We start from the raw sequence: 26,389 nt of genomic DNA on the forward strand, positions 1-26,389 counted from the left end.
TCGGCGTTAAATTTCGGGTGTTTCGTTGTTGTTTTTGGTTCATGGGCAAACAGATGTGTTGCCTGCAAGGCCGTCATCGCGAGCAGGCTCGCTCCCACAGTTGGTTTCTGTCGTTCACACATTTAGTGTCCGCTGAAGATCCCCTGTGGGAGCGAGCCTGCTCGCGATGGCGTCAGCCCGGACGACACAGAATCCGGATCAACGCGAAGGAATCAGCAACTCCCGCACGCCAGAAGCCTGCTCGACGATTTCCCCCGGCAACTTCAAACGCTGATCATCCAGATACCGATAGTCCTTGCGTGCCGCCTCCAGCCGGCTGAAATCCAGTTCAACCGCAAACTGCCCTTCATCGCGCCCGGCCTCGAACAACAAGGTGCCCAGCGGATCCACCAGTGCACTGCCACCGGCAAACACCAACCCGTCATCGCTCTCTTCCACGCGGTTGACCATCAGCGCAAACGCTTGGTTTTCCTGGGCGCGGGCCATGATCGCGGTGCGGTGAGTCGGGCCGTAGGGGTCCATGTTGCCGTTGGTGACGATCAGCAATTCGGCGCCCAGTTGCGCCAGGGCGCGGGCGGTTTCCGGGAACTCGATGTCGTAGCAAATCAGCAGACCGACCCGCACGCCGTTCCACTCGCAGGTGGCGTAACGGTCGCCCGCTTCGAACACCCCGCGATCCGACGCCCACAGGTGCGTCTTGCGGTATTTCAGGGCGATGCCATCCGGAGTAATCAGCAGCGTGGTGTTGTAGAAGCGGCCGTTGTCGTTCTCGGCCATGCCGATCACCACGGCGATGTTGCGTTCGCGGGCAGCCGCCACGATGGCGCTGACGGTGGGTCCGTCCAGCGGTTCGGCGGTCTGGGCCACGGTGGCGGCGGACGGAAAGCCCATCAGGTGGGTTTCCGGGAAGACGATCAGCTGCGTGTCAGCCTTGCAGGCAGCGATGGCCGCCAGGGCGCGTTCAAGGTTGTACGCTGTGCCGTTGTCACGGCCCGCCAACTGGGCGAGTTCGACTTTCATGAGTAGTCCTTGTTATGGGCCGGGCGGCAGAAAGATTGCCCGGTCTGTGTCTGTGCGCCAGTATGCGCAGCAAGCCACCGGCCGGGGAATCACGCCGCTGGGGTAACCCGATAGGGGTAGAGGCATGACACTTTCATTAGACGATATCGCTTGGCACCGCTCGGTCGGGCAACTGATCGACGCCCTGGACAAGCCCAATTTCTGGACGCAGCTGGTGCGCCTGCTGGACCAGTACGTGACCTTCGACAGCTGGGTGGCGCTGCTTTTCAGCGCGGACCAGCACCCGCAAGTGTTCGCCGAATGCCCGGGCGAGGGCGGCAGCCCCGACCAGTTGTTCCAGGATTATCTGCGTGGGCTCTATTTGCTAGACCCGTTCTACATCGCCTGCCGCGAGCAATCGCGCACCGGCCTGTATCGCCTGTCGGAAGTGGCGCCGGAGCATTTCGAGCTGACCGAGTATTACCAACGCTACTTTCGTCTGAATGTGGTGGCCGATGAAATTCAGTTCAATTGCCAGCTCGAAGGCGATCGCACGCTGTGCCTGTCGCTGGGCAGCAAGCAGCGTTTCAGCGGCCAGCAGATTGCCTTGCTGTCGCTGATCCAGCCGTGGGTGCTCGGCCTGTTGCGCCAGCGCCTGCCCTACGAAATCAACGAAGTCGTGGCGCTTGCACCGGCACCGGTCCAGGGCGATTGGCGGGTGCAGCTGGAGGCGTCGGTGCAGCAACTCAAGGGCGCGCAATTGACCGCCCGGGAGCTGGATGTCGGGCGCTTGATGCTCAGCGGTTGCTCCAGTAAAGAAATCGCCCGTAAGCTGGAAATCTCTGCTGAAACCGTGAAAGTCCATAAGAAACACATGTACAGCAAACTGGGGATCAAATCCCAGTCGGAGCTGTTTTCGATATTTCTCCAGGCGCAAAATGCCTGACTGCTGTTGCAGCGCCGCAGACTTCTGTGGCGAGGGAGCTTGCTCCCGCTGGACCGCGAAGCGGTCCCCATACAGGCACCGCGTTCAGTCAGACAGAGCCCGTCAGCCGGTTTTGCGACTGCTGCGCAGCCGAGCGGGAGCAAGCTCCCTCGCCACAAAAGCCAAATGCAGCATTGCCAAAACATAACCGAGTCCGAACCAAGGAACCCGTATGAGCCTGTCACTCCTGAGCCGCTACGCCTTCTTTGCCGCTTGCGTGATCTTCACCCTCGCCAGCCTGCCCTTCCTCGAACACGACTGGCTCTGGCCGATCACCGCGGTAACCGGCGTCTTGAGCCTCGTGGGCCTGTTCGATCTGCTGCAAAGCCCTCACGCGGTGCGGCGCAACTACCCGATCCTGGGCAATATCCGTTATCTGGTGGAGGGCATTCGCCCGGAGATCCGCCAGTACCTGCTCGAATCCGACAGCGACGCCCTGCCCTTCTCCCGGGCCCAGCGTTCGCTGGTCTATTCGCGGGCCAAGAATGAAAGCGCCGACAAACCCTTCGGCACCCTGATCGATGTGTACCAGTCGGGTTTCGAATTCATCGGCCACTCGATGCGCCCGGCGCCGTTGAGCGACCCGAGCAGTTTCCGGGTCATCGTCGGCGGCCCGCAGTGCACCCAGCCGTACTCGGCCTCGGTGTTCAACATCTCGGCCATGAGCTTCGGCTCGCTCAGCGCCAACGCCATTCGCGCGTTGAACCAGGGCGCCAAACTCGGCAACTTCGCCCACGACACCGGCGAAGGCAGCATCAGCGCGTACCACCGGGAAAACGGCGGCGACCTGACCTGGGAACTGGGCAGCGGCTACTTCGGTTGCCGCACCGCAGACGGACGCTTCGATCCGGAACGCTTCGCCGCACAAGCGCAAACGCCACAAGTGCGGATGATCGAAATCAAGATGTCGCAAGGCGCCAAACCTGGTCACGGCGGCATCCTGCCCAAGCACAAGGTCACCAAGGAGATCGCTGAAACCCGCGGCATCCTGATGGGTGAAGACTGCATCTCGCCGTCGCGACACAGCGCGTTTTCCACGCCGATCGAACTGATGCATTTCATCCAGCAACTGCGCGAGCTGTCCGGCGGCAAACCGGTGGGTTTCAAGTTCTGCCTCGGTCATCCGTGGGAATTCATGGGCATCGCCAAGGCCATGCTGGAGACCGGCATTCTCCCCGACTTCATCGTGGTCGACGGCAAGGAAGGCGGGACCGGCGCCGCCCCTGTGGAATTCACCGACCACATCGGCGTGCCAATGCGCGAAGGCCTGCTGTTCGTGCACAACACGTTGGTCGGCCTGAACCTGCGCGACAAAATCAAACTCGGCGCCAGCGGCAAGATCGTCAGTGCCTTCGACATCGCCAGCGTCCTGGCCATCGGCGCCGACTGGGCCAACTCGGCACGCGGCTTCATGTTCGCCATCGGCTGCATCCAGTCGCAAAGCTGCCACACCAATAAATGCCCGACCGGCGTCGCCACTCAAGACACCCTGCGCCAGCGTGCGCTGGTGGTCCCGGACAAGGCCCAGCGCGTCTTCAACTTCCACCGCAACACGCTCAAGGCGCTGGCGGAAATGCTCGCGGCGGCCGGCCTTGATCATCCATCACAGCTGTCGGCCAAGCATCTGGTGCGGCGTATGTCAGCGACCGAAATCAAGTTGTTCTCGCAGTTGCATGTGTTCCTGAAACCGGGGGAATTGCTCACCGGTGAGGTGAACGGCGAGTTTTACTCGCGGATGTGGCAGATGGCGCGGGCGGACAGTTTTGAGCCTAATGAGGTGGTTGCCGCGTAAAAATTGTCCTGCATGCCAGCCTTATGGGAAGGCTGGCATCAGCGACACTTTCACGCTTCGCGCTCTCCATACAGGACAAATCCCGAAAAGAAGAGCCCGCAGATCATACTCAACAACGAGAACGACCCTACGGTCACCAGCCCGTGGATTTTCCATACATCGGCGTAATGCCCGACCACAAAACTCATGACCCCCACAAAGAACACATACAACAGATAACGAAGGACCGATGCCCCGGCCTCAAACGTGTAAAGCGCATGCACATAGAATGAGAAGGTCGCGGCCACACAAAACGCAGCAAAATTACTGGCGGCCTGACTCAGCTCGGCGGCGACGGTGAGTACGTAAAAGATCTGCCAGTGAATCAGCGTATTGGCCACGCCAACGACCGCATAGGTGGAGAATGCTTTCCATAAGGCTTTCATGTCCGTTCCTTGAACTGTTCCCGTTTCAGGTGCGGTTCAAACCTAAAGTCGGAGACCGTTGCGCGTCTACTGTAAGAACTAACAGGTAGCGCGGCATTCCAGACCAACGGTCATGGGTTCACCACTGCAGCGAGGGGACGCGGACGGGTTCTTTGATAACGATAAAGCCGTAATCCCCCAGCAGATAAATGCGATAGAACAGGCTGTCCACCAGCGGTGGATAACCCTGGTATCCCACTCGCGTGGCGTTGCGCCGTTCCTTTTCCCTGACCACATTGGTAATGCCTGCCTTGGGCAGGTTTTCCGCGAGCATGTAAAAGTCGGTGTTCAGCAGGTAATGCAAAACCGGCATCTGCTTGAACGACCCGGCTGCGCTCACCAGCCAGTGATCCGAATACGTCACCGACATATAAATACGCTTGGCGTCGCGCAATGCCGGGCGCGAAGCGATGTCGGCACTCAAGGCATACAGCGCATTCGTCGCGAAGGTTTTTTGTAACGTCAGCACACGTCCATAAGCAAAGGACAGCGAGAGCATCGCCAACAGCGGAACCAGCAACAGCAACGGCAGTTTTCCATGCACCGACGCCAACGCCCGATGGCTCAGGTAGAACAGCAGCACCAGCACCACAGCAAAACCCATCAAGGTGCGGGCGCCTTCATTGAAGTCGCGGAAAAACAACGAGGCCCCCGGCACCAGCACCATCAGGACAGGCAAGAGCAAAAGACACAGCAGGCCGATGGTAGTTTTTTCCAGGCCTGTGTCCGCACGCTCCACCACACGCTGCCCCACGCACACGGCACCGGCGACGGCGCACAGCAAAAGCGCGGCGAACACCCAGGCAAAGCCGCCATGGAACAGCAGCACGATTTTTTCCAGCACTCGGCCCGCATTGATTTCAACTTGCAGCAGCGGCGTCGCTGCCCAATTCAACAACGAGGTACGGCTCTGATTCATGAAGGAATAGGCGGTGGCGTAATAGATCAACCCGGCCAGACCTATTTGAACGACTTTGCAGCCGATCAAGCGCCACCACGCGGGCCATGCCAATTTGTCGCTCGCCCCCCGCAGCAACTCCAGGCAACAGAGCCCGAGAAACACATTGAAGCTGACCTGATAAAGCCCGATGGCCAAGGCAATCAGCGCGGCGGGTATCAGCAGTTGCTGGACGCGCGAGGGGCTTTGAAACGTGATCGCGTAGATCACCGCCACCAGGCTCAGGGCCATGGTCGGTCCGTCGTATTGGTACGACAGGTTTTGCAGGAAAAACGGGTTGTACCAAAGCGGCAGCAGCACCAGGCAATGGGCAAACGTCGGTTCGGGGAAGTAGTGAAATGTCAGCCGGGTCAGGGCCCAACTCATTGCCAGCGTGGCGATCAACAGCGGCAACGGGAAGATATTCGGCGCGGCACCGCTGAAAGTCAGCAGGTTGTAGAACCATTGCGCGAACAGCCGGCCCTCCTGCGCCCAGCCGGTACCGGCGGCCAGGGCACGCCAGTTGTCATCGATGTAGGGGAAATCCGCGAGGAGCAGCGGCAGGACGTAAATCAGCGTCGCAAAAAGAAATATCAACCCGACCTGACGGCCTGTGAGCTCTTTGTCGAGCCATTCGCTGATCTTCATGCCGGCGCCTCATGGGAATTCCGCCTTCAATCGATAAGGCTTTGAACCCGACGGTAGCCAGAGATCACGGACCTGCGCGGCTTTTAGACAGGCGGTGGTCACCTCGGCGATGCACAGAGACATTCCGTAATACCCGCACTTTGCAAATGGCGGCGAATCCCTGCACCCTGCGCGCCGCCAATGTGCGGCGCGCAACCTGTTGTGGCGCCGGCCGCTCCTATTTCAAAACCCGTTCAAGAGCCCCCAGCCATGACGACTGAACGCGATCACCGGATCGATTTTTTCCGGGGCCTGGCGCTGATCTTCATTTTCTGGGATCACGTGCCCCACAACCCTTTAGGTCAAATCACCCTGCGAAACGTCGGTTTCAGCGACGCCGCGGAAGTCTTCGTTTTTCTCGCCGGTTACGCGGCGGTCCTGGCCTACGGCAAGATCCTTGCGCGCGACGGTTACTTGATTGCCTGCGTGAAAATCCTGCGCCGCGCCTGGGTGCTGTATGTGGTGCATATTTTTCTGCTGGCGATGCTGATGGGCATCGTGTTCTTCGCCAACAGCCACGTGGAGACCCGCGACCTGGTCGAGGAAATGGGCATGCACCACTTCATCAGCAACCCGCAGCAAGCCTTGATCGATGAGTTGCTGTTGCGCTTCAAACCGAACCTGATGGACCCGCTGCCGCTCTACATCGTACTGCTGGCAGGTTTGCCGCTGGTGCTGCCGATATTCGTGCGCAAACCATGGGTGGTGGTGGCGATGTCGTTTGCGGTGTACCTGACGGTGCCGTTGTTCGGCTGGAATCTGGCCGCCATCAAGGACGGCGTGTGGTACTTCAATCCCGTCGCCTGGCAACTGTTGTTCGTACTCGGCGGTGCCGCTGCGATTCACGCGCAGCGCCCACGCTTGCCCGACAGGCGCTCATTGCTGCGCCAGCCATTGTTTGTGAGTGCGGCGTTATACGCAGGCGTTGCCGGTGTACTGACCGTATTGTGGCGATGGCCGCAACTGCATGATGCGGTGGTACCGACCAGCCTGAGCAACCTGTTGTACCCGATCAGCAAGACCGACCTGTCGCCGGTCCGACTCCTGCACTTTCTGGCGCTGGCGTACGTCACGGCGAAACTGTTGCCGGACACTGGCTGGACGCAGAACTGGCTGGCGCAGCAATGCAGTCGCATGGGGCGTTATTCGCTGGAAGTGTTCTGCCTCGGGGTGTTGTTGGCGCCGTTGGCGGACATGGTCAACGCCCTGACCGACGATGCGTTTGCCATGCAAATCTTCACGGCGTTGGTGGGGGCGGGGTTGATGGGGTTGTTGGGGGTCTGGCTGGATTTCAATAAACGCCTGACCCGGTCGGCTCACGTCGCCGCCGCGTGATATCGGCAAAGTAACCATTGTGGCGAGGGAGCTTGCTCCCGCTGGACTGAGCAGCAGTCGCCCACCAGTCGGCCCCGCTCCCGCCGCATGACCGTCTACACAAAACCGGTTACACCAGATCGAAAGTCCGACAGGCTTACAGCGGCAGGTTCTGCCCCGACGTAAATCGCTCGATTCTTACCTCCCCAGCGTGTTCCCTGTAGACATAGGCATATGCATCAGGAAGAGAGGCAAGGACTTGAGCGACACCTCCTTCCCAAAAGATTGCAGCGCCGTTGTCGCAGGCAATAGCCCTTACACCGGACGAGCGCACGAGTTCCTGCAGGGGGGCATGCCGCTGCTCTTTATCGAGGTGAGGACAGAAAGCACCGGGCAGAAAACCCAATGCTTCCAGCCGCGTCAGACTCCAGCTTGAGCCCGAATCAGCGGAGAATCGGTCCGAGTCACTCAGTCCTGCTTCATACCAGCAAATGGCTCCAGCGCTTAGCCCCGAAAGGATGGTGCCATTCGCTCCCGCTAGGCGCAGAGCCGTATCGATCCCAAAATCTCGCCATATGGCGAGCATCTTTTGTGTATTCCCTCCCCCGACATAGACGAGATCGGAGTACAGGATTTTCTGCAGGACGTCTTGTTGCGTAAAGTCAGAACGCGTAGCCAGCAGGAAATCAACTTTGCAGCCCAGGCGCTCGCCATAGACGTGATGAAAAGTTTTGCAGTATCCCTCTGCATCGCCACTTGCCGTAGGGATGAAAAGGGCTTTGGGGCTGCTCTTTCCTGTTTGGTTACAGATAAACGAATCCAGATCCAGAGTTTCCAATTCAGAAATCTCACCGCCACCAATCGTTACGATTTTCACGTTCAAGCACCTCAGTTCAAGAATGCACCGCAGCGCTCAAATGGAACCCATGACAGGCTGAGCCCACTGTTATCCCTACGCCAAGATGTGCTTTCAGGAAACCCAAGCGCGTGAATTGCAGAGGATGCAACGACACCCGCTATCTCTACATTCATTGGCCCAAAGCTGGGCCCAATAAAGTCAGGAGTTCTTGCCCACTTAACTGCTGGGAATTCATCATCTGCCTGAGATTCTGAGTTACCGAAAATTTTAACCAGAGCCTTATTCTGAAAATACCCACAAGAAATTGTCAGAAAACCATTTCTCTGCGACAACTCTTGAAGTTTTACTTGTGCGACCCCCAACGGTTCATCAGCCGACAGTACAACCAAATCCACTCCTTGCGTTAGCTCTTCAAGGTGTTTGTCATTAACCTGTTCCATCAGCGCGCGGCAACTTCTCAAAGAATATCTTCGCTCAAGAACGACTTTAAGCACTTCGACTTTTGACCGACCAATATCATTCCTTTCCCACAAAAACTGACGGTTAAGATTACTTGCCTCAATTGTGTCCGGGTCCACAAGGATCAGCTCCTCAATCCCTGCTCCGGCAAGCTGCATAGCAACGAGGGAGCCAATTCCGCCACACCCGATGACTAAAACCCGGGCATTCTGAATACGATCAAACGCATTGATCAGCTCTTGGCAATTGCGGGATATGCAGCAAAAATAAGACGCGGTCCTGCTAGTTCTCTCGTCTCGTAGTAGCCTGCGTGTTGCAATGACTTGATCCTCTTCACCGAAAAGAATCGAGTTAGAAGAAACCAGAGCTTCAAACAAATTATTCTGAGAAGCAGGGTTTGGTAATTGTACAATTCCTGCCGGCCCGGCGATGTAGGCACCCCTTGCGCCATCAAGCCCTTCAACAACAGCTGGGCGCATTAAGCCAACAACTTTGTTTTGCGCGTAGACGATAGAGTCAGATACCCGCTCTTCTCCAGCGGTTAGAGATTCAAATAGAGAGTCCATTCCAAATTCCCAGTGTTGCGGAGGGACAGACCAGCGATGTTACTGCTGATCTTGTGTGGTGCAGATTAGTTGCAAGCCAGAGGGTGTGGCCTCATGAAAAGCTTGCACGCCCTTGTAGCAACTATCAACTCGACTGGCTGCACTATTAGGGAAGAAGTTGAAGGAGTGGGCTTAGTAATCAAAAACTGCGCATGTTCCTTTGCGAGATTCATGTCTACAATCACAGGCTTTTCTGTCATCGCGGCTGCGTGAGCGGAAAGAAGGAGGGTTGCCGCGAACGTTACCGATTTAACATGCATATTTTCTATCTCCTGATAGCGCGTAGTGTGTCAATGACACGTCCTTTGCGAGGCTGCCTTGCCTCGCCGTCGATGCTACGAATTCTCATTTTCATTTGCAAACGATCAAGAGTTACGAGCCATGACCGGGCACTCCCAAAAGATTCACGAGTCTGCTCGCTACCGCAAAGCATTTTCGTTTTCTGAGAATTGCTTCCCACGCAAATCCGGCATTGGGGAACAAGTGGGGAGCAGACACCAGCCAATAAAAAGCCCCGGCCAATGGACCGGGGCTTTTGCGTTTCAGGCGTTACGACTTACGAAGCCGAACTCACCGCCCCTTGCGACACGTTGGTCGGTTGCAGCTTGAACACGTAGAACAACACCGTCAGCAGCACCAGGAACGCAGGTCCCACGTAAAGCGCCACGCGGGTTTCCGGGAAGTAGGCCATCAGGCCGACCACCAGCACCAGGAATGCCAGCGCCAGGTACGAGCTGACCGGGTACAGCCACATCTTGTACTTCAGGCCGGCACGTTCGCTGGCACTCAAGCCTTGGCGGAACTTGAGCTGGGCCAGCAGGATCATCACCCAGGTCCAGATCGCGCCGAAGGTGGCAATCGCCGTCACCCAGACGAAGACTTTTTCCGGGACCATGTAGTTGAGCAGCACACCCAGCAACAGCACGAAGATCGACAACAGCAGCGCCCGACGTGGCACGCCGTTGTTCGAGGTCGTGGCAAAACCGGCCGGGGCCTGGCCATTCTGCGCCAGGCTGTAGAGCATGCGCCCGGTGCTGAAGATGCCGCCGTTGCAGGATGACAACGCGGCGGTGATCACCACGAAGTTGATGATGCCGGCGGCGGTCTTGATCCCCAGGCGTTCGAACGTCATCACGAACGGACTGCCTTGGGTGCCGATTTCGTTCCACGGGTAGATCGACAGGATCACAAACAACGCGCCGACGTAGAACAGCAGAATCCGCCAGAACACCGAGCCGATCGCATTGGGAATGGTCTTCTGCGGGTTCTTCGCTTCACCGGCGGTCAGGCCGATCATCTCGACGCCGAGGTAGGCGAACATCACCATTTGCAGGGACATCAGCACGCCTTGCACGCCGTTGGGCATGAAGCCGCCGTGAGCCCAGAGATTGGAGATCCCCAGCGCCACGCCGTCGTTGCCGAAACCGAACGCGATCACGCCGATGCCGCCGATCACCATCGCGATGATGGTGACGATCTTGATCAGGGCGAACCAGAACTCGAATTCACCGAAGGCTTTTACGGCAATCAGGTTGATCGAACCCATGCTGATCAGCGCGGCGAGTGCCCAGATCCAGCGCGGCACATCGGGGAACCAGACGCCCATGTACACCGCCACCGCGGTGATTTCCGCGACACAGGTCACCAGCCACAGGAACCAGTAATTCCAGCCAGTCAGGAAGCCCGCCAGGGGGCCGAGGTAGTCTTGGGCATAACGGCTGAAGGAGCCGGCGACCGGGTTGTGCACAGCCATTTCGCCGAGGGCGCGCATGATCACCAGGATCGCCAGACCGCCGATGATGTAGGACAGCATGATGGCAGGACCGGCCATCTCGATGGCCTTGGCCGAACCAAGGAACAGGCCGACGCCGATACAGGCACCGAGCGCCATCAAGCGAATATGCCGTTCGCCGAGTTCGCGTTTAAGCGGGCCGCCCTGAGCGGTCTCGCCGTGAGGCAGGTGATTGCCGACTGGCATAGGGGTACAACCTCGTCTTGTTATTGGATATGACCACCGAGTAACAAAGCGCTGACCGGTAAGCCATTGCTTCTGAGAAACCGGACCTGCTTCGTGAGCAAACCCGTCTTGCAGGACCACACCTGCAAGATCAGCGGGGCGTGCAGTATAAAAAGCTTCGTAAAGGGTTTTTCACTCTATAAACCCCAACATTCAGGCAGAACTCTCGGGAAAAGCCCGGTTTGCGGAGGGGCATTACCTGGCTTTTGTAGGATTATTCACCAGCTGAAGCGCCGCCGAGTATTGCACAGCATTGGTGCATCGTCATGCCCCTGCCCTGACCTTATTTACTGTTCGATGGCTCTAATCCAAGCTTTTCAGGCGCACTCACGCGTCCTTAGGCAAAAGAGCTGTTGTGGCGAGGGGGCTTGCCCCCGTTCGGCGGCGCAGCAGTCATAAATCCATTGCACTCGGTACACCTGATATACCGCGATTGCTGGTTTTGGGGCGGCTGCGCCACCCAACGGGGGCAAGCCCCCTCGCCACAAATGCCACAAAGCCACAAAGGCTTTGCCAGTCACTTCGCTGGATCCTGCACAGGAATCAGAAATTTCACTCAACAGTCTCAGCGTCGACACAGATCACTGCCCACTAGCCTGAAAGCGTCACTTAATCATCATGCAAGGAAGCAATGGATTGCCAACTCAACCAAACTCCCATCGCCTGCGTTTTGGCCGACATTCCGAAACCGGTCGTGCCTATCTCATCACCGCAGTCGTTCATGACCGCCAACCCCTGTTTTCTGATTGGCGAGTGGGTCGGTTGCTTGTCGCAGAGCTGCGACGAGCACACGATGCAGGGCTAGTGGACTCAATGGCTTGGGTTGTAATGCCTGATCACTTTCATTGGCTTATGCAACTGAAAGAAAACGATCTGGGTGGTGTCGTCGGTTCCATCAAGTCACGTTGTACTCAGACATTGAACAAAATGACTGGGAGGCAGGGGCCTCTATGGCAAACCGGCTATCACGACCGTGCAATCCGTGACGGGGAAGAACTTCTTCCGTTCGCTCGTTACATTATTGCCAACCCATTGCGCGCAGGGTTGGTAGAAAAAATCGGTGATTACCCGCTCTGGGATGCCAACTGGCTATAAATCCGAACACCCTCTTCCTGAAGAACGAGTCCCCTGTGGCGAGGGGGCTTGCCCCCGTTGTACTGCGCAGCAGTCCTGAAAGACTTCCTGTCCCCCCATTCATCAGGCATACCGCATGCATCGCTCCAGCGGCTGCTACGCAGCCGAACGGGGGCAAGCCCCCTCGCCACAAAAGCCCCATTGCCACAAGTCTCCTGGCCACAACAGCACCCCAGCCAAAAAAGGCAATGCGTTCTCGAATTTGTGTATCCACAATTTTTTCACCATCGCCAACCACCGACTAAGCTTCAGACAAGTCCGATCAATCTGCGTGAATGGATCAATCGACTATGGGCGCTTTATGGCAAACCGATTCGAGTAAAACTGTGGTTCCGACTGAACGTGTGGATGAAGCGCCTTTACCTGAAAAACCCCCTCGCAGTCGAGTGACGCACGGATGGGGGGCGTTCTGGTTGTTGCTGGTGATTATCCTGATTGTCCTGGGGCTTGCCGCTGCCAAGGAAATGCGCACCTCGAAGTTTCAATCCCGCGAGGCCAGCAAATTCGCCGCCTCCCTGAGTTATGAAATGAAACCCGGCCCCAGCGACGCGATTCGCTATCCGGGCGCAGGCCCGTTCGACTTACGTCTGGGCTACAGCTCGCTGGACGAGTTTCTGCCGCGGTTGCTCAAGCGTGACTACGTCATTGCGTCACAAACCCGTTTTTCCCAAAAGCTGATGGACTACACCGACAACGGCTTTTTCGTGCCCTACGCGGAGAAAATCCAGGCAGGACTATCGATTACTGATTGCCGTGCGGCACCGCTGTACCAGTACAAATACCCACAACAGCTGTATTCAAGCTTTGAGTCGATTCCGCCAGTGGTAGTCAGCAGCCTGCTGTTTATCGAAAACCGCTTTTTGCTCGACCCCAAGCAACCCTTGGCCAACCCCGCCGTGGACTGGCCGCGTTTCGGCATGGCGATCTGGTCCCAGGTTGCCAAGCTGATTCACCTGCCGGGCCAGTCGGCGGGCGGCAGTACGCTGGCGACGCAACTTGAAAAGTATCGGCACTCGCCCGATGGCCTGACGGCGTCGGGCCCGGAAAAGATCCGGCAGATGATTTCCGCCACCGTGCGGGCTTATCAGGCGGGCCCGGAAACCTTGCAGGCCCGGCAAAACGTGGTTCGCGACTACCTCAACAGCGTGCCGCTGTCGGCAGTACCGGGCCACGGTGAAGTGCATGGCATGGCCGAAGGGTTGCGCGTCTGGTACGGCGCCGATTTCAACAAGGCCAACGAACGGCTGGCCAGCACCGACACGGACCCCAAGAGCATGGCCGAAAAAGGCCTGGCCCTGCGTGAAATGCTCTCGCTGATGATCGCCCAGCGCCGCCCGTCTTACTACCTGACCAAGGGTCACGATGAACTGGCGGAACTCACCGACAGCCACATTCGCCTGCTGGCAGCCAATGGCGTGATCGATGCGCCCTTCGCCGCAGCCGCCCTGGCCAGCCAGGTGACCTACCGCGACTGGCAGACCCAGCCGACCATTCAGCCAATTGAAACCAACAAAGGCATCAGCGTGGCGCGCAGCCGTCTGGGCGGGTTGCTCAACCGTCCGCTGTACGACCTCGACCGCCTCGACCTGTCGGCCACCAGCACCCTGCAAGGCGATTTGCAGACCCAGGCCACCGAATACCTCAAGCATCTGGCCGACCCAGTGTTTGCGACACAAATCGGCCTGATGGGCGAACGCTTGCTCACCCCCACCAGCACCACCCAGGTGCGCTACAGCTTCACGTTGTTTGAGCTGACACCGGACGGCGCACGCGTGCGGGTACAGACCGACAGCACCGACCAGCCGTTCGACATCAATGAAGGCAGCAAGCTGGAACTGGGCTCGACCGCGAAAATGCGCGTGCTCACCACCTACCTGCAAATCATGGCCGAGCTGCACGATAAATACGCCACGATGACCATCCCGGAACTGAAGAAAGTCGACATCCCGGATCAGGATCGCCTGAGCCGCTGGGCCGTTGATTACCTGATCCAGAACAAGGACCGCAATCTGTCAGCCATGCTCGGCGCCGCGCTGGATCGTAAATACTCGGCCAGCCCCGGCGAAGCTTTTTTCACCGGCGGCGGGTTGCACACCTTCGTCAACTTCCGCAAGGAAGACAACGGCCGCATTCCGACCTTGCGCGATGCGTTGCGTGAGTCGATCAACCTGCCCTTCATTCGGCTGATGCGTGACGTGGTGCGCTACACCACGTATTCCGGCCCCAACAACAGCGCCGAATTGCTCAAGGATGATCGCGACCCACGGCGTCAGGAATACCTGGCCAGTTTCGCCGACCGCGAAGGCACCTCGTTCCTGTTGAAGTTCTGGAAAAAATACAAAAACAAGGACACCCAGGCGCGGCTCGACACCTTCCTCGACAGCATGCGCCCAACGCCTATTCGTATGGCCGCCGTGCACCGTTATCTGCTGCCGCAGGCCAGTCAGGAAAGCTTCAACGCCTTTGTGCGCGCGCACCTCAAAGGCGCGAAGCTCACCGAAAAACTCACCGACGAACGCCTGCAACGGCTCTACGAGAACTACAGCCCCGGCGCCTACGACCTGCCCGATCAGGGCTTCATCGCCAAGGTTCACCCGCTGGACCTGTGGCTCATGGGCTACCTGCTGAACAACCCGGATGCCAAGTGGAGCCAGATCGTCAAAGCCAGCCAGTTCGAGCGTCAGGAGGTCTACAGCTGGCTATTCAAGAGTCGTCACAAGGGCGCCCGCGACAGCCGTATCCGCACCATGCTGGAGATCGAAGCCTTCCTCGACATTCATCAGCGCTGGCAGAAAGTCGGTTACCCGTTCGATCACCTGGTGCCGTCGCTGGCCACCGCCATCGGCAGTTCCGGCGACCGTCCGGCAGCCTTGGGCGAGTTGATCGGCACCATCCTCAACGACGGTGTGCGCATGCCCACATTGCGCATTGACACCCTGCATTTCGCGGCCAATACGCCATACGAAACCAAACTGATCAATGACCCGGTCGCCGGCAAACGGGTGATGCCGTCCGAAGTCGCCACGGCCATGCGCGAGGCCTTGTCGCAAGTGGTGGATGCCGGTACGGCCAAACGTGTTTCCGGCAGTTTCATCACACCCGATGGCGAACCCTTGGCCATGGGCGGCAAGACCGGAACCGGCGATAACCGCATCGAAGCCATCGGGTCCGGTGGGCGGATCCTGAGTTCGAAGTCGATCAACCGCACGGCGACCTTTGTGTTCTTCATCGGCGACAACCACTTCGGCACCTTGACTGCGTTTGTACCGGGGCGCACGGCCGAAGCCTTTAAATTCACCTCGGCATTGCCGGTGCAAGTGCTTAAAGGCATGGCGCCGATTCTGACACCGTACCTGCAACCGGGAGGTCACACCGGATGCCTGCCGGTTGAGGTCGCACGGCGCTGATCGCGGGTGGTAATTAATTATTTTCGGCATGGATAATTCAAATGCTTTCGGCACTGTCCACAGGAACCTGACAGCAATAATTCAGACTTTTACTTTGAGCGATGAAAGATAGGCTGTTGTCTTCTATCACTGCTCAAGGCTTATAAAAACAATGTCAGATTTACAAGGACGTAAAGCTGTTCACCTGTCGGTGACAGACGACAATAAGGGCCGTCACTACGATTTCATCAACAGTCGAATTCACCCAACGTTCAAGGACGCCTCATTGCGAAGGGCGCGGGAGTTGGGCCTCACGGAAGTGATGTCCGGACAATGGTTAAAGACGGCTAACACATACGATCACACGCTATTACAAGAAGCCAACCTCGAACTCTGGTCCGCTCAGAACAAGGTGGATCGGTTTATTGAAGCGTTACAAAACGTTGATGACTTTGCCGAACCCTTACTCACCGATGCATTGAAGAAACAGTACGGCGTCGATGTCGATGTAAGAACAACGTACTTACATCTTTATTTACCCAAAGAGCGCCCCTGGTATGCCATCGACATTTCCGGCGGCGTCGTCACCCGAACCGTCTCACTGCTGAACGCCGCCCTACACAACTTCGCACGGACCGAAACCTGTGAGGCGGATTCCGACTTCATCAGTCAGCCCGATGAGCGCGGTCACTTCGACGTTTTGCCGGTCAAACGCAAAATGTCCATCGCCGAGTTCCAGACCCTGTGTCGCAAGCTGGACATCGGCGCGCGTTATGCCCGTTATCTTGAAGACCGCTTGCTGCCTCGCGATGCCGTCGCGAAGCGTTTTTTGCAACTCAAAATCATCGAGAGCGAGAAAGCGGCCTTCAAGGCAGCCGTTCAATTAGCGCTGATGACCGGCGACATTGATGCCCAGGCGAGCGATCTGATCCTGAAGATGCTCGATGGCCAGCGCAACCTCACCCGCAAAGGCCGGGTGATGCATTTCGCTGAATTGTCCGTTCTGGATAGCCGACTGGCCGGGATCGTGTTGATTACGCCGCAGCTGTATCGCGAGCACAAGGGCGAGCGAGAGCGTGAAGCCGTACCGATATTCGCGTATGTCCCGCAAGACCCTGAACATCCGCTGAAAGAGTATCCGTCCACTGTTGCCTTCATGAATGAACTGACTCGCCAGCTGCGTGACAACAAGATCATCTCGTCCGCTGGCATGACTTATCGCCAATACTTCAGCCGGTTCGTCGATCAGTCAGAACGAGGGCATTTTTTCGGCGGGCTGCAACAGCGACTGTTCGAGGTGAAATGGCATCAGAAAGATCCGCTGGATCCAGGACCCAGCTGGCGAGAAGTCCCGGTCGACCCACCCAGTCTTCGTTTCAGCGCCACACCGATCCGCGGCGAATTCTGGGAATACCGCTTTGAGCAGAAGCTGAACAAGATCCTCGATGACGCCCGACACATTGCCGTGTCCACCGCCGACACCGATCGCGATGCCCGATGGGCCTGGTGGGAGAACTTCAAGAAAATAGTCTCGGACATCTTCAACGTCGCCCTGATGGTCATCACACCGTTCGTGCCGGGGTTGGGGGAATTGATGATGGCCTACACCGCCTATCAGATCGCCAGCGATGTCATCGAAGGCATCGTCGACATGACGTTGGGGCTGTGGACAGAAGCCGCTGAGCATATCGTCGGCGTGGTGACGGATGCTATTCAATTGGCGGCGTTTGCTGCCGGCGTGAAGATTGGCGAGATCGCTCGCTTGAAACTTTCACCGTTGTTCGAAGGCATGAAACCGGTGGAGCTGCCCAATGGCCAGCAACGCTTGTGGCATCCCGACCTCAAGCCCTACGAGCACCCGAACGTCGAGTTGCCAGCCGATTCCAGGCCTGACGAATCGGGTTTGCATACTCATGAAGGTCAGCAGATTCTGCCGCTGGAGAAAAAACATTACGCCGTGCAAAAAGACCCGAAAACGGGCAACTATCGTGTCAAACACCCCCATCGTGGCGAGGCCTATTTACCCGAGGTGAAACACAACGGTTTCGGCGCCTGGACACATGAAGCGGAAAGCCCGCGAGACTGGGACCACCCGACACTGATGCGGCGTCTCGGTTACCGCGTCGACGGTTTCAATGATGCGCAGCTGGAGCAAATTCGCATTGCCAGCGGCACCGAAGCGGCTGCATTACGCCAAATGTACGTCGAAAACACCGCCCCGCCCCCGTTGCTTGCCGACGGCCTTGATCGCGCAGACATTCAGCAGCAAACCGAGCAGACGATTCATGACATCCGCTCCGGACGGCCTATCGATCCCGCTTCTTACTGGTTCGAACCGCTGGCGACTTACCTTGAAGGCTGGCCCTCGGACAAAGCCCTGAGAGTCTACGAAAACGCCGACCTGAGGGGCCGCTTTCGCACCTACGGAAATGCCTGGGCGAGCGACGAACAGACGCTCGCCACCAGTCTGTCCCGTCTCATGCAGGGTGACCTGCCAAAGCAGCTCACCGAGTTTCTGAGCGAAGACGAACTTCAAGCGCTGCTCGGCCCGGGTGTCGCCCGGGAAGAACAGCTTCAGGCGCTGCGCAATCAATTGGCTGACGAGGCAGACCGCCTCAGACCCGATATCTTCAATCAGCGCTATCAAGCCGCACAAGCGAGCGCCAACCCGCAGGTTCAACAGCTGCGCGAGGTGGCTCCAGCGTTGCCGACCCGCGCGGCAACCGTACTGCTCAACAGTGCCAACGGCGCTGAGCTCGAACGCATGACACAGGACAAACGCCTGCCGCTGAACCTGAAAAACCAGGCACGTGAAGCGGCCTTCGAAACCCGGGCCAACCATGCCTATGAAGGTTTCACCGATGATGCGCGCTGGATACCAGAGACCGAGCGATTGGTGCTGAACGCGCTCAGGATTCACACCGACGCGTTCGGCGATTTGCGTATCGACGTTCGTCAGGGCACCGACATCGGGCCCATACGGTGCAGCGTGGGAGCAGAAGACGCTTCGGTCATCCGGGTTTTGATCAAGGATGACGGGGCACGGTACGAAGTGTGGAACGCCGACAACCACAAATTGCACGAAGCCGACGACTTCTACGAATCGGTGCTCAACGCGCTGCCGGCCGGCAAACGCCTGCAACTGGGATATCGCCCCGGCCAGGGAGCCTCGTTCAGGCAATGGGTGCTGGTCAAAACCGAAGCCCCCGCCGAGCGCCGGATCGCGTTGGCGCAGCCGCCGATTCGCCCGATCGGCGACCCGGACACCCTGCTGCTGTTGCGCGGTCCGGGCTTTTCCATACAAAGGGCTACCCTGGCGGAACGGGTGCAGGGAACTTACCCACACTTGAGCGAGCGGGAGGTCAGCATTTTTGTTCGATCGCTAGGCGAAGAAGCTCAGGCGCGCAAGACCCTCGATCGACTTGACCGCGAACTCTATGAACTTCAAGTGAAGCTCAATAAATGGCGGAATCAGCAACCGGATGCCTGGGGTCCGGATCGTAACGGATTCGTGAATGGTGGCGGGTTGCACATTTGCGAGCGGCTCATCGAGTGCTTTCAAAGAAAGTCGAGGGCCTTTGGCGAGCGCAATGACACGCTGGAAGGCGGGTATGTGCTGGACCTGTCGATGGAATTCAACACGATTGACCTTGAGTTGTGGTGGAGCAAACTGCCGAATCTGAAGTACTACCTCGACCAGGTCAGCACGCTAAATCTGGACCGTACTGCCTTTTCCACAACCTCCACGGGGCTGCTGGAAGACTTCACCGGACTTCGGCAACTGAGCGCCAGGGGCTGTGAGCTGAAGGAGCTGCCGGTAACGATTGGCAAAATGCATTTTCTTCGCACGCTGCGCTTGATGAACAACCAGCTCCGCTTGACCCGGTCGGCCGTCGAGCAATTGCGGCATTTGACCCATATGGAAACGCTCAGGCTCGATGACAACCCACAGTTGGATTTGCTGCCGAACGTCGAACGCATGCCGAAACTGAAGATTTTGAGTTTGAGCAACACCGGCGCAACCGCCTGGCCTGAAGGCCTGTTCGCAAGGCGCCGCCCGCGCGGGTTTTATCTGGACCTGATGCAAAACCCGTTACGCGACATCCCCTTGGTGGTTCCCGGTTCGGAAGCCGCGCGCCTCGTGGCCCGTACGCGATTGTTTCCGACAGACCTTTCGGACGCCAATCTGATTGTTTACAAAGACTACCGAAGATCAGTGGGCATCAGCCCTGATCGCCCTTATTCGGCCATTGCAGAGCATGCGATCAATCAGTGGCCCATGTCCGACGATTCCCAATGGTGGAGCGACAAGGCCGCCGGCGTGGGCATCTTCAGGGTAGAAGCCTGGCACGACCTGGTGACAGAACCACACTCCCAAGGGTTCTTCAGCTTGATCCAGAAGCAGACAGAGTCTGCCGACTACCGCGCCGGTGGCGATCGGCGCAAGCAGCTGAGTGATCGCGTATGGCGAATGATCGAGGCCATCGACCTGGACACGGCACTGCGCAAAGAGTTGTTTGAAATGGCAACCGCACCGACCACGTGCGCTGACGCCGGTGCTCAGGTCTTCAACAACATGGGCATCAAAGTCTTGGTCAGCGAGGCGTATGCCCAGTCGACTTCGGCCGCGATCCTGGAAAGCAGATTGGTGGCCCTGGCAAAAGGCGCCGCGCGTCTCGAACGGGTGGATGACATCGCCCGGGCGGATTTCGCCAGCCGAAAAGGTCATCCCGATGAAGTCGAAGTGTTCCTCGCTTACGAGACCGGCCTAGCCCAGCGACTCGGTTTACCCTGGCAATCAGAGACCATGCTCTATCGACCCATTGCCGGCGTGAGTGCCAAAACACTCGATACAGCCTTCGATACCGTGATGTCGATGGAAGCCGGTGACGGTTTGATCAATCACATGATCGAGCAGTCGTTCTGGGAAAAATACCTGCATGACACGTATCCCGCGGAGTTCAGGCGCAATGCCCGGACGTATGAAATCAGAACCGATCAATTGGATGAATTGCGCGAGGCCCAGCGTTCCTGGGCGAACGCCAAAGGACGGGTGATTGCGCAAAGACAGGCGATCAAGAAGCGACTGCTGGACCTTGCCAATCAACTGAACGTCCAGGAAAACCGTGTGCTCACCGATAAAGAAATGACCGACGAGGTCTACGACGGATTGCTGAACGACATCGGCTACGAGGAAAAACAACTGAGCAGGCGGTTGACCCGACAGGCGCTGCTCAACGCCGGGTAACAGCCAGTACCCTGAAGGCAAACAAACGCCTTCAGGGCATGCTACGCGCTTATTCGATTTCCGAATCCCAAACCACGGTGAAGTTCGCGGAATATTTGGAGGCCTCGCCCGGCTTCAACATATAGTTCACGTAATAAGGTGCAATCTCGAAATGCAGGATGCCCGGCGCACGATCCACGTAAAAACCAGGTTTGAATTGTTGTGCATTCACGTGCCCGACATGCAACGGACGACGCTTGACCGGTTGCCCGTTGGTGTCCGTCAGACCGTTCGGCAAGCTGACGCTGAGTTGCACCACCGCCGCGCGCTTCGAAACGGGGTCACGAATCATGCAATCGAACAATCCCGGAATGTCACACTCCAGATGCATCTTGAAGCGAGTCGATGACGAGATGTTGAATGTCTGATCACGAAACAACCGGGTCGGTTTACGCCCCTGAGCCAGCCAGGCTTGCCAGCCACCCTGCGGGGCCAGTTCCACACGATCGCCACCGGGAGGGATTTCCACCTTCAAGGTGTGCTCGACATTCAAAGCGAAGTTGAGCGTGATCAGGTTATCGTCCGGCAACATCACATCACCCATGTCGAAGTCGCCACCGGGCCCGACGCGATAACTCATGGTCCCCGTATAAAGCCCGGACGACATTTTCAACGGGTTCGGCGTACGAAGCTCGTAAGCAAAATCTACATAGTTATAAGTCATTGCCGGTATTGGATATCGGGTCGATTTGACACAAACGCCTTCAACAGGCGTTTTCCAGAAAAAGGTATAGCTCCAGGGGTCGTAGGAGCCGACACCACTGTATTCGCAGGGGGGCGGTGAGTAGACCCAACTTGAGCCCCATAAGGTCTGATGCCCTTCGAGCCAGTTCGAGGCACCTGTCAGGCTGATGGTCGTCTCACTGAGCTTATATTGAGACCCCATACCGGCAATGCGTACCTCGACCTGCTCCAACTCCCCCGTAGCTTCATTCTTCACGGACAGGGACCGCCACTGAGCCGGGACTCTGAACATTGAATTATTACGTGGCTCGGCATCAGGCAGCATGGGCCTGACTGACTCGAATTTCAGTGGTAGCCGAATGCTGAACATGTTCTGGTTCTTGCACTCGGAAGGATACGACGCGCAATAACCACTGCTTGGCGTTTGGTTGATGAATTTGTTGTCTGCAGGCTTCGATGGATCAGGCCGAAATAGCGCCGTAATGTCCATTGACGTCGACATCGCCGGCTCAATGCTCCATCCGAATGCCACAATGGCCCAAGCCAACCGACTCGGAATTTTTTCAGTGCTCAGGATGTTCATCGCCTCTCTCAAGCCCCCGGAAGAATCGCATTGAAGATCATGTTGACGCTGCCAAAGTAACTGCCAGGCTTGTAAACCCCATCGGCAGGCGGCATCGGGACGATTTCGAGCAACACGCGTTTTCCGGGTGCTGCCTCGGTCAGCGAAACCACTTCGCTGTTTTCGTGCTCGCTTAACAGCTTGCCGTTGAACAGCACTCGCAAGGCAATGTCATGGGCGTCGGTGCCGTTGGACAGATAGGGACGACCGTCAAGTCGCGCCTCGATCGAGCCCGCTTCGTTTTTCACGTCGAAATATTTGCGCAAGCCACCCAATGTCGACGACCTCAGATTCCACGGCAGTTGCTGCTCACGGTGGATCCAGCCCGCGTCTGATGGAATGACATAAAACGCCTGGGTCGGAATCGTCACGAACACTTCGAAGGTGTGCACTTCCCTGGCGGCGAAGGCACCAGCGCTCGACCCCATCACCACGGCCGACAAAAAAACCTGGATCAGCTTCTTGCTCATGGGTTATCCCTTCACGTCCAGTTTTTTGCTGCTTTCACCTTCAATCAGGGTAAAGCGATATTCGCGACCGGCCTGCTTGTCGAACTGAAACGTGCGGCCGGCCAGAATGTGATGCTTGGTCGTCGGCTGGCAGTCCTGCTCGTTCTTGGCCGAGCAATCCTTGAACTCGTCGATCACCACCACGGTGTTGCCGTTGTTGCGGATCCGGTAGTTGCCGGCCTCGTTCTCGATTGCGCTGTCGAAACGCGTTTCTTTGGGCCGCACGAAAAACACCGCGCCGTAACCTGCCAGCACGGTGACCCCGGCGGACAAGGACTTTTTGTAGTCTTCGCGCTCTTCGCTGGAGACGGCGAATTCATCTTCCTTCTCCGGTACGACCGGCACGAAACGCACCCTGAAATACCGCTCTCTGTCGCGTTTGCCCATGTACAGCAACCGTGTGCCCTGCATGCCATTGGCCGGCACAATCAGCCGCGCCGGACTGGCCATCAAGCCATCCCGGGCATTGCCGTCGGCCTGGGTCTTGAGCGGAACTTCGCGTGAGGTGCCATCGGCGTCATACAGGATTTCAAGGATGTTGACCTTGACGAAGGCCGTGCTGTCGCCGCCATTGAACACGCGTTTCAAATACGTACTTTTGTCACCGTCCAGATAGTCGTAAACGGTCCCGATATTGATGCTCGGTGCGGCGTGAGCCAGTTGCGCGAAAAGATAAAAACCAAACAGTGCCAACAGGTGTTTCATCGTACTGAACCTCGTTGAATTGAATGCTGCAAAGGGCGGCCTGCTAGATGTCTGAATCCCAGATCACCGTCACATTCCCGGAGTACTGCCGTAGTCGCTCGGGCCGTATCATTTCCGCGACTTCGTCGGGAGGAATCTCGAAGTGCAGCGTTCCCGGTCTTCGCTCTACATAAAAAGCCGCTCGGGTCAGGGTGAAAGTGGCGGTGATCTGCTTAACCACCGCTCCCGCCTGCAACGGCGTGACAACCAGGCAGGCCGCGATGAAAAACGTGCTTGCCGAGCGCCATGGCGCAGTCAATAAACGCGTCATTTTGCGGACTCCAGAGATTGAGTAACCCACATCAACCGGCGCTCTGCGCGGCATCACCAACGTCCGCCAACGTGTCTGGAGTGCAACGCAAATCCCCGATCATCAACACATTGTTTTCAGTACGCCCCTGGCTCGGGTCCAGCCGGAACTGGCACAGCAACTGGTTGCCGTAGCGCACTTCCAGGGTCGGTGCGCCGGCGTTCATTTCCATGGAGAAGAACCCGTCCACCTCGCTCACCCCGCGACTGGCGTGGTTGATGATGTGATGGCCCTTGAGCGGATTGCCCTGGGGGTCGATCAGGCGACCGAGTACGGTGAGGGTTTGCATCACGCGAATCTGCCGATAACCCACGCCGCCCTTGTTCAGGTGGTAGCTGGAACGGGCAGGTTGAATGGTTGCGGCGGGGACGTCGGTGCCCTCGAAATCGAAACTCACCGAGCTGCTTTTGTACGCCGTGATCGGCACAAAATTGCGCCCGGGTTTGAGCACCGCGCTGCCGCCGCTCAAGTCGTCGGCACGCAAGGCGATACCGTCGATGTCCGATTCGACATCGATGATCATGCCCGCGCCGTTGCGGTGGAATTGACTGGTCATGACCATTTTTTGCCCGCCGACGGCCACCGTGCTGTCCAGGTTCAAACCGCCAGTGAGATCGTTGTTGAACGACGAACGCTGGATAAACCCGTCACCGTTGACCCGATCCGATTGCATCGTCGCCATCGCGTTCAGACCGATGCCGTAGGTGTCGGTGATGGCCGTGGCCGAGACGCTTTGCAGCAGGTGATCCTGCAAGGTTTTGCGGTAGGTGAGCGAGGCATTGTTATCGCGCCCACCGTCACGGGCGGTGCGCGTGCCGATGCTGCCGGAGATCTGCTCACCGGGGCCGCCCAGCGCGATGTTCACGCTCAGGTCGAGGCCGCGATTGCGATCATTGCCCGAGCTGAAACTGCCCGGACGGTCGAACAGCGACAGGCGCCAGTTGGCGTCGCTGCCGAACAGTCGAGTGCGTTGGGTCCATCCCAGATCCAGGCCGACGCCTTCGGTATTGCCCTCACTGTGAGACACCCGGGCATTGACCGAACTCTTACTGGTGAGTCGATGATTCAACGATAAGGACGAGTTGCTGGTCTGGCCGATAAATACGTTGCGCTGCCGCACGCGCGTGCCATCGGGCAGGGTGTCGTAGAGCCGGGTGGTGTCGAGCCAGCTGCGGTTATGGCTGGCGACGAGGCTGCCGCTGCCGTAGGAATAAAGGCCCTGCACATCGAGGCCGGTGCCGTAGTCTTCGGTTTTGTAGACGTTGGCGAAGAGGCTGGCGTTGTTGACAATCGCCCAGTCAACCGACGTGCCGTATTGCAGAGAGTCGCGCACCTGCCGCCCCGTCAGGCCGAGAATCACTCGTGGATGCAACAGGAAGTTGAACGCCGCGCCGGCGGTCATGTCGCCGTCAGCCTGCTCTTCCCAGTTGCTGAGCAATTTGGACTCGCGGCCGGCGAACAGGTTGTAGCGCCAGCGCTCGTCATGATTGCGCCAATTGTTCGGTTTGTAGACCAGCTCCAGCGTGCTGGAAGTGATTTGGCCGTCTTCGATCAGGCGCACTTCCACTTCATAAATGCCGCCGGGCAGCGGACGCGTATCGAGGTTCTGCAAACCGGCTGGAACGGCCTGAGTGTTGATCAGCAAACCGTCGCGGTAAATCTCCACGGAACCCTGGCGATTGGCCGTGACGTAGATCGGATAAACCGCCGGTTTCGGATTGTTGATGGCCAGGCTGTCGGAGCTGCCATACATGACGCCCAGCGCGTTATCAGGGCTGGCGCCAAACGCACGCGGCTGACGGGTCAGGCCTTCGGAGTTGGGCGTGAAATAGCCCAGGCGCACAAAGTTGCCTTGCAATTCACGCTGGGTAAAAAGCTCATGCACGGCGTGATAGGTCTGATTGTCCATACCGCCGAGGCGCGACAGTTGCAAATTGACCGCCTGGGTCCAGTTGCCCAGGCTGCTACTGGCTTCCAGACCGTAACGGCCACCGAGGTCCTGGTTCTGGCCACCATTGAGGTTCAACTGGTTGCGCACGATCAAGCCCGTGCTGCCACCTTCGGGCAGGCTGTAATACTGCTGCGCCTGATCGTCCCGCTCGGCGTTCTCCGTGAGGATCGACACCAGCGAGTTTTCGAGGCTGTAGTGCACAGCCAACAGTTGTTCGGGGCAGTTGGCCTGGCAGCCGCCCAGCGCCACGCCTTGTTTCAGATGGTTGGCCCAGATGTCACGCTCGCTGGGCTTGATGGTGCTGTCGCTGACATCATTGAAGTCAACTAAGGTGATTAGATCGTCGCGGGTTAATACGACCATCGCCTCGCCGAGAAACTGTTGATCAAGTTCCACCCGCACCGCCAATGGCACATCAAAGAAATGCTCTTCGAAGTCGGTCGGCAAACCCTTGGCTTGCGCAAGCAAACTTCGAGGTGTGTGGCCGTTTTCCGTGGGCGCGGCCAGGGCGGTTGCACAAAAACATAGGGCAAGCGCCGTCGCGATGGGCGTCATCGGGAACATGAACGGGATACTCTGAAAGTAAGTGCGTTGAAACCCGATCGACAGGCAGTGATTACCCATCGACCGGTAAGTGCTAACGA

Annotated in this window: 17 protein-coding genes; 6 read left to right on the top strand and 11 right to left on the bottom strand. The window is 57.8% G+C overall.

What is annotated here, in order from left to right; genetic code table 11:
• Positions 1 to 198 precede the first annotated feature (198 nt).
• A complete protein-coding gene (locus DJ564_RS26425) occupies positions 199 to 1,020 on the bottom strand; it encodes a carbon-nitrogen hydrolase family protein (RefSeq protein WP_109634521.1) in 822 nt (273 codons plus the stop codon).
• A gap of 124 nt (positions 1,021 to 1,144) precedes the next feature.
• On the opposite strand from DJ564_RS26425, the gene DJ564_RS26430 reads away from it, so the two are divergent.
• Positions 1,145 to 1,945, top strand: a complete 801-nt coding sequence (locus DJ564_RS26430) for a helix-turn-helix transcriptional regulator (RefSeq protein ID WP_109634523.1) — start codon at positions 1,145 to 1,147, stop codon at positions 1,943 to 1,945.
• A 211-nt stretch (positions 1,946 to 2,156) separates the two neighbouring features.
• On the top strand, positions 2,157 to 3,776 hold the full coding sequence (locus tag DJ564_RS26435) for an FMN-binding glutamate synthase family protein (protein ID WP_109634525.1): 1,620 nt from the start codon (positions 2,157 to 2,159) through the stop codon (positions 3,774 to 3,776).
• A gap of 50 nt (positions 3,777 to 3,826) precedes the next feature.
• Here the strand turns inward: DJ564_RS26435 and DJ564_RS26440 are convergent, their stop codons facing one another.
• Together DJ564_RS26440 and DJ564_RS26445 are read right to left on the bottom strand one after the other, a co-directional pair.
• Positions 3,827 to 4,201 carry a GtrA family protein gene (locus DJ564_RS26440; RefSeq protein ID WP_109634526.1) on the bottom strand — a complete coding sequence of 125 codons (375 nt, stop codon included), beginning with the start codon at positions 4,199 to 4,201 and terminating at the stop codon, positions 3,827 to 3,829.
• A gap of 118 nt (positions 4,202 to 4,319) precedes the next feature.
• Positions 4,320 to 5,825 (bottom strand): glucosyltransferase domain-containing protein, encoded by a 1,506-nt coding sequence (locus tag DJ564_RS26445; RefSeq protein ID WP_109634528.1) that lies wholly within the window; start codon positions 5,823 to 5,825, stop codon positions 4,320 to 4,322.
• 249 nt (positions 5,826 to 6,074) lie between these two features.
• Here DJ564_RS26445 and DJ564_RS26450 point away from each other — a divergent pair, with 249 nt between their 5' ends.
• Positions 6,075 to 7,199, top strand: coding sequence for an OpgC family protein (locus DJ564_RS26450; protein WP_109634529.1), 1,125 nt, complete (start codon positions 6,075 to 6,077; stop codon positions 7,197 to 7,199).
• A gap of 136 nt (positions 7,200 to 7,335) precedes the next feature.
• Here the strand turns inward: DJ564_RS26450 and DJ564_RS26455 are convergent, their stop codons facing one another.
• The 3 genes from DJ564_RS26455 to DJ564_RS26470 form a co-directional block, all read right to left on the bottom strand.
• On the bottom strand, positions 7,336 to 8,055 hold the full coding sequence (locus tag DJ564_RS26455; protein ID WP_162556243.1) for a peptidase E: 720 nt from the start codon (positions 8,053 to 8,055) through the stop codon (positions 7,336 to 7,338).
• An 11-nt stretch (positions 8,056 to 8,066) separates the two neighbouring features.
• Positions 8,067 to 9,062, bottom strand: coding sequence for a ThiF family adenylyltransferase (locus DJ564_RS26460; RefSeq protein WP_162556244.1), 996 nt, complete (start codon positions 9,060 to 9,062; stop codon positions 8,067 to 8,069).
• Between the two features lie 595 nt (positions 9,063 to 9,657).
• Positions 9,658 to 11,079: an amino acid permease gene (locus DJ564_RS26470; protein ID WP_109634535.1), complete on the bottom strand. Its 1,422-nt coding sequence runs from the start codon at positions 11,077 to 11,079 to the stop codon at positions 9,658 to 9,660.
• 675 nt (positions 11,080 to 11,754) lie between these two features.
• Between DJ564_RS26470 and DJ564_RS26475 the strand changes: the two genes are divergently transcribed.
• The 3 genes from DJ564_RS26475 to DJ564_RS26485 all read left to right on the top strand — a co-directional run bounded on the left by DJ564_RS26475 (position 11,755) and on the right by DJ564_RS26485 (position 20,886).
• Positions 11,755 to 12,213: a transposase gene (locus DJ564_RS26475; protein WP_109634536.1), complete on the top strand. Its 459-nt coding sequence runs from the start codon at positions 11,755 to 11,757 to the stop codon at positions 12,211 to 12,213.
• 329 nt (positions 12,214 to 12,542) lie between these two features.
• Positions 12,543 to 15,659, top strand: a complete 3,117-nt coding sequence (locus DJ564_RS26480) for a transglycosylase domain-containing protein (RefSeq protein ID WP_109634538.1) — start codon at positions 12,543 to 12,545, stop codon at positions 15,657 to 15,659.
• Between the two features lie 151 nt (positions 15,660 to 15,810).
• Complete coding sequence (locus tag DJ564_RS26485; RefSeq protein WP_109634539.1) at positions 15,811 to 20,886, top strand: NEL-type E3 ubiquitin ligase domain-containing protein; 5,076 nt, start codon at positions 15,811 to 15,813, stop codon at positions 20,884 to 20,886.
• Between the two features lie 49 nt (positions 20,887 to 20,935).
• Here the strand turns inward: DJ564_RS26485 and DJ564_RS26490 are convergent, their stop codons facing one another.
• Genes DJ564_RS26490 through DJ564_RS26510 form a run of 5 tightly spaced genes read right to left on the bottom strand, consistent with a single transcriptional unit; the run spans position 20,936 to position 26,309 of the window.
• The gene (locus DJ564_RS26490; protein WP_256597458.1) at positions 20,936 to 22,192 is read right to left on the bottom strand and encodes a hypothetical protein; all 1,257 of its coding nucleotides are present in this window, start codon (positions 22,190 to 22,192) and stop codon (positions 20,936 to 20,938) included.
• A gap of 8 nt (positions 22,193 to 22,200) precedes the next feature.
• Positions 22,201 to 22,701 (bottom strand): CS1 type fimbrial major subunit, encoded by a 501-nt coding sequence (locus DJ564_RS26495; protein WP_109634541.1) that lies wholly within the window; start codon positions 22,699 to 22,701, stop codon positions 22,201 to 22,203.
• A 3-nt stretch (positions 22,702 to 22,704) separates the two neighbouring features.
• Positions 22,705 to 23,445, bottom strand: coding sequence for a pilus assembly protein (locus DJ564_RS26500; protein WP_109634543.1), 741 nt, complete (start codon positions 23,443 to 23,445; stop codon positions 22,705 to 22,707).
• Positions 23,446 to 23,488: 43 nt separating this feature from the next.
• A complete protein-coding gene (locus DJ564_RS26505; protein ID WP_109634544.1) occupies positions 23,489 to 23,755 on the bottom strand; it encodes a hypothetical protein in 267 nt (88 codons plus the stop codon).
• A gap of 31 nt (positions 23,756 to 23,786) precedes the next feature.
• The gene (locus DJ564_RS26510; protein ID WP_109636206.1) at positions 23,787 to 26,309 is read right to left on the bottom strand and encodes a TcfC E-set like domain-containing protein; all 2,523 of its coding nucleotides are present in this window, start codon (positions 26,307 to 26,309) and stop codon (positions 23,787 to 23,789) included.
• Positions 26,310 to 26,389 lie beyond the last annotated feature (80 nt).

The organism is Pseudomonas sp. 31-12 (assembly GCF_003151075.1).
Taxonomy (GTDB): domain Bacteria; phylum Pseudomonadota; class Gammaproteobacteria; order Pseudomonadales; family Pseudomonadaceae; genus Aquipseudomonas.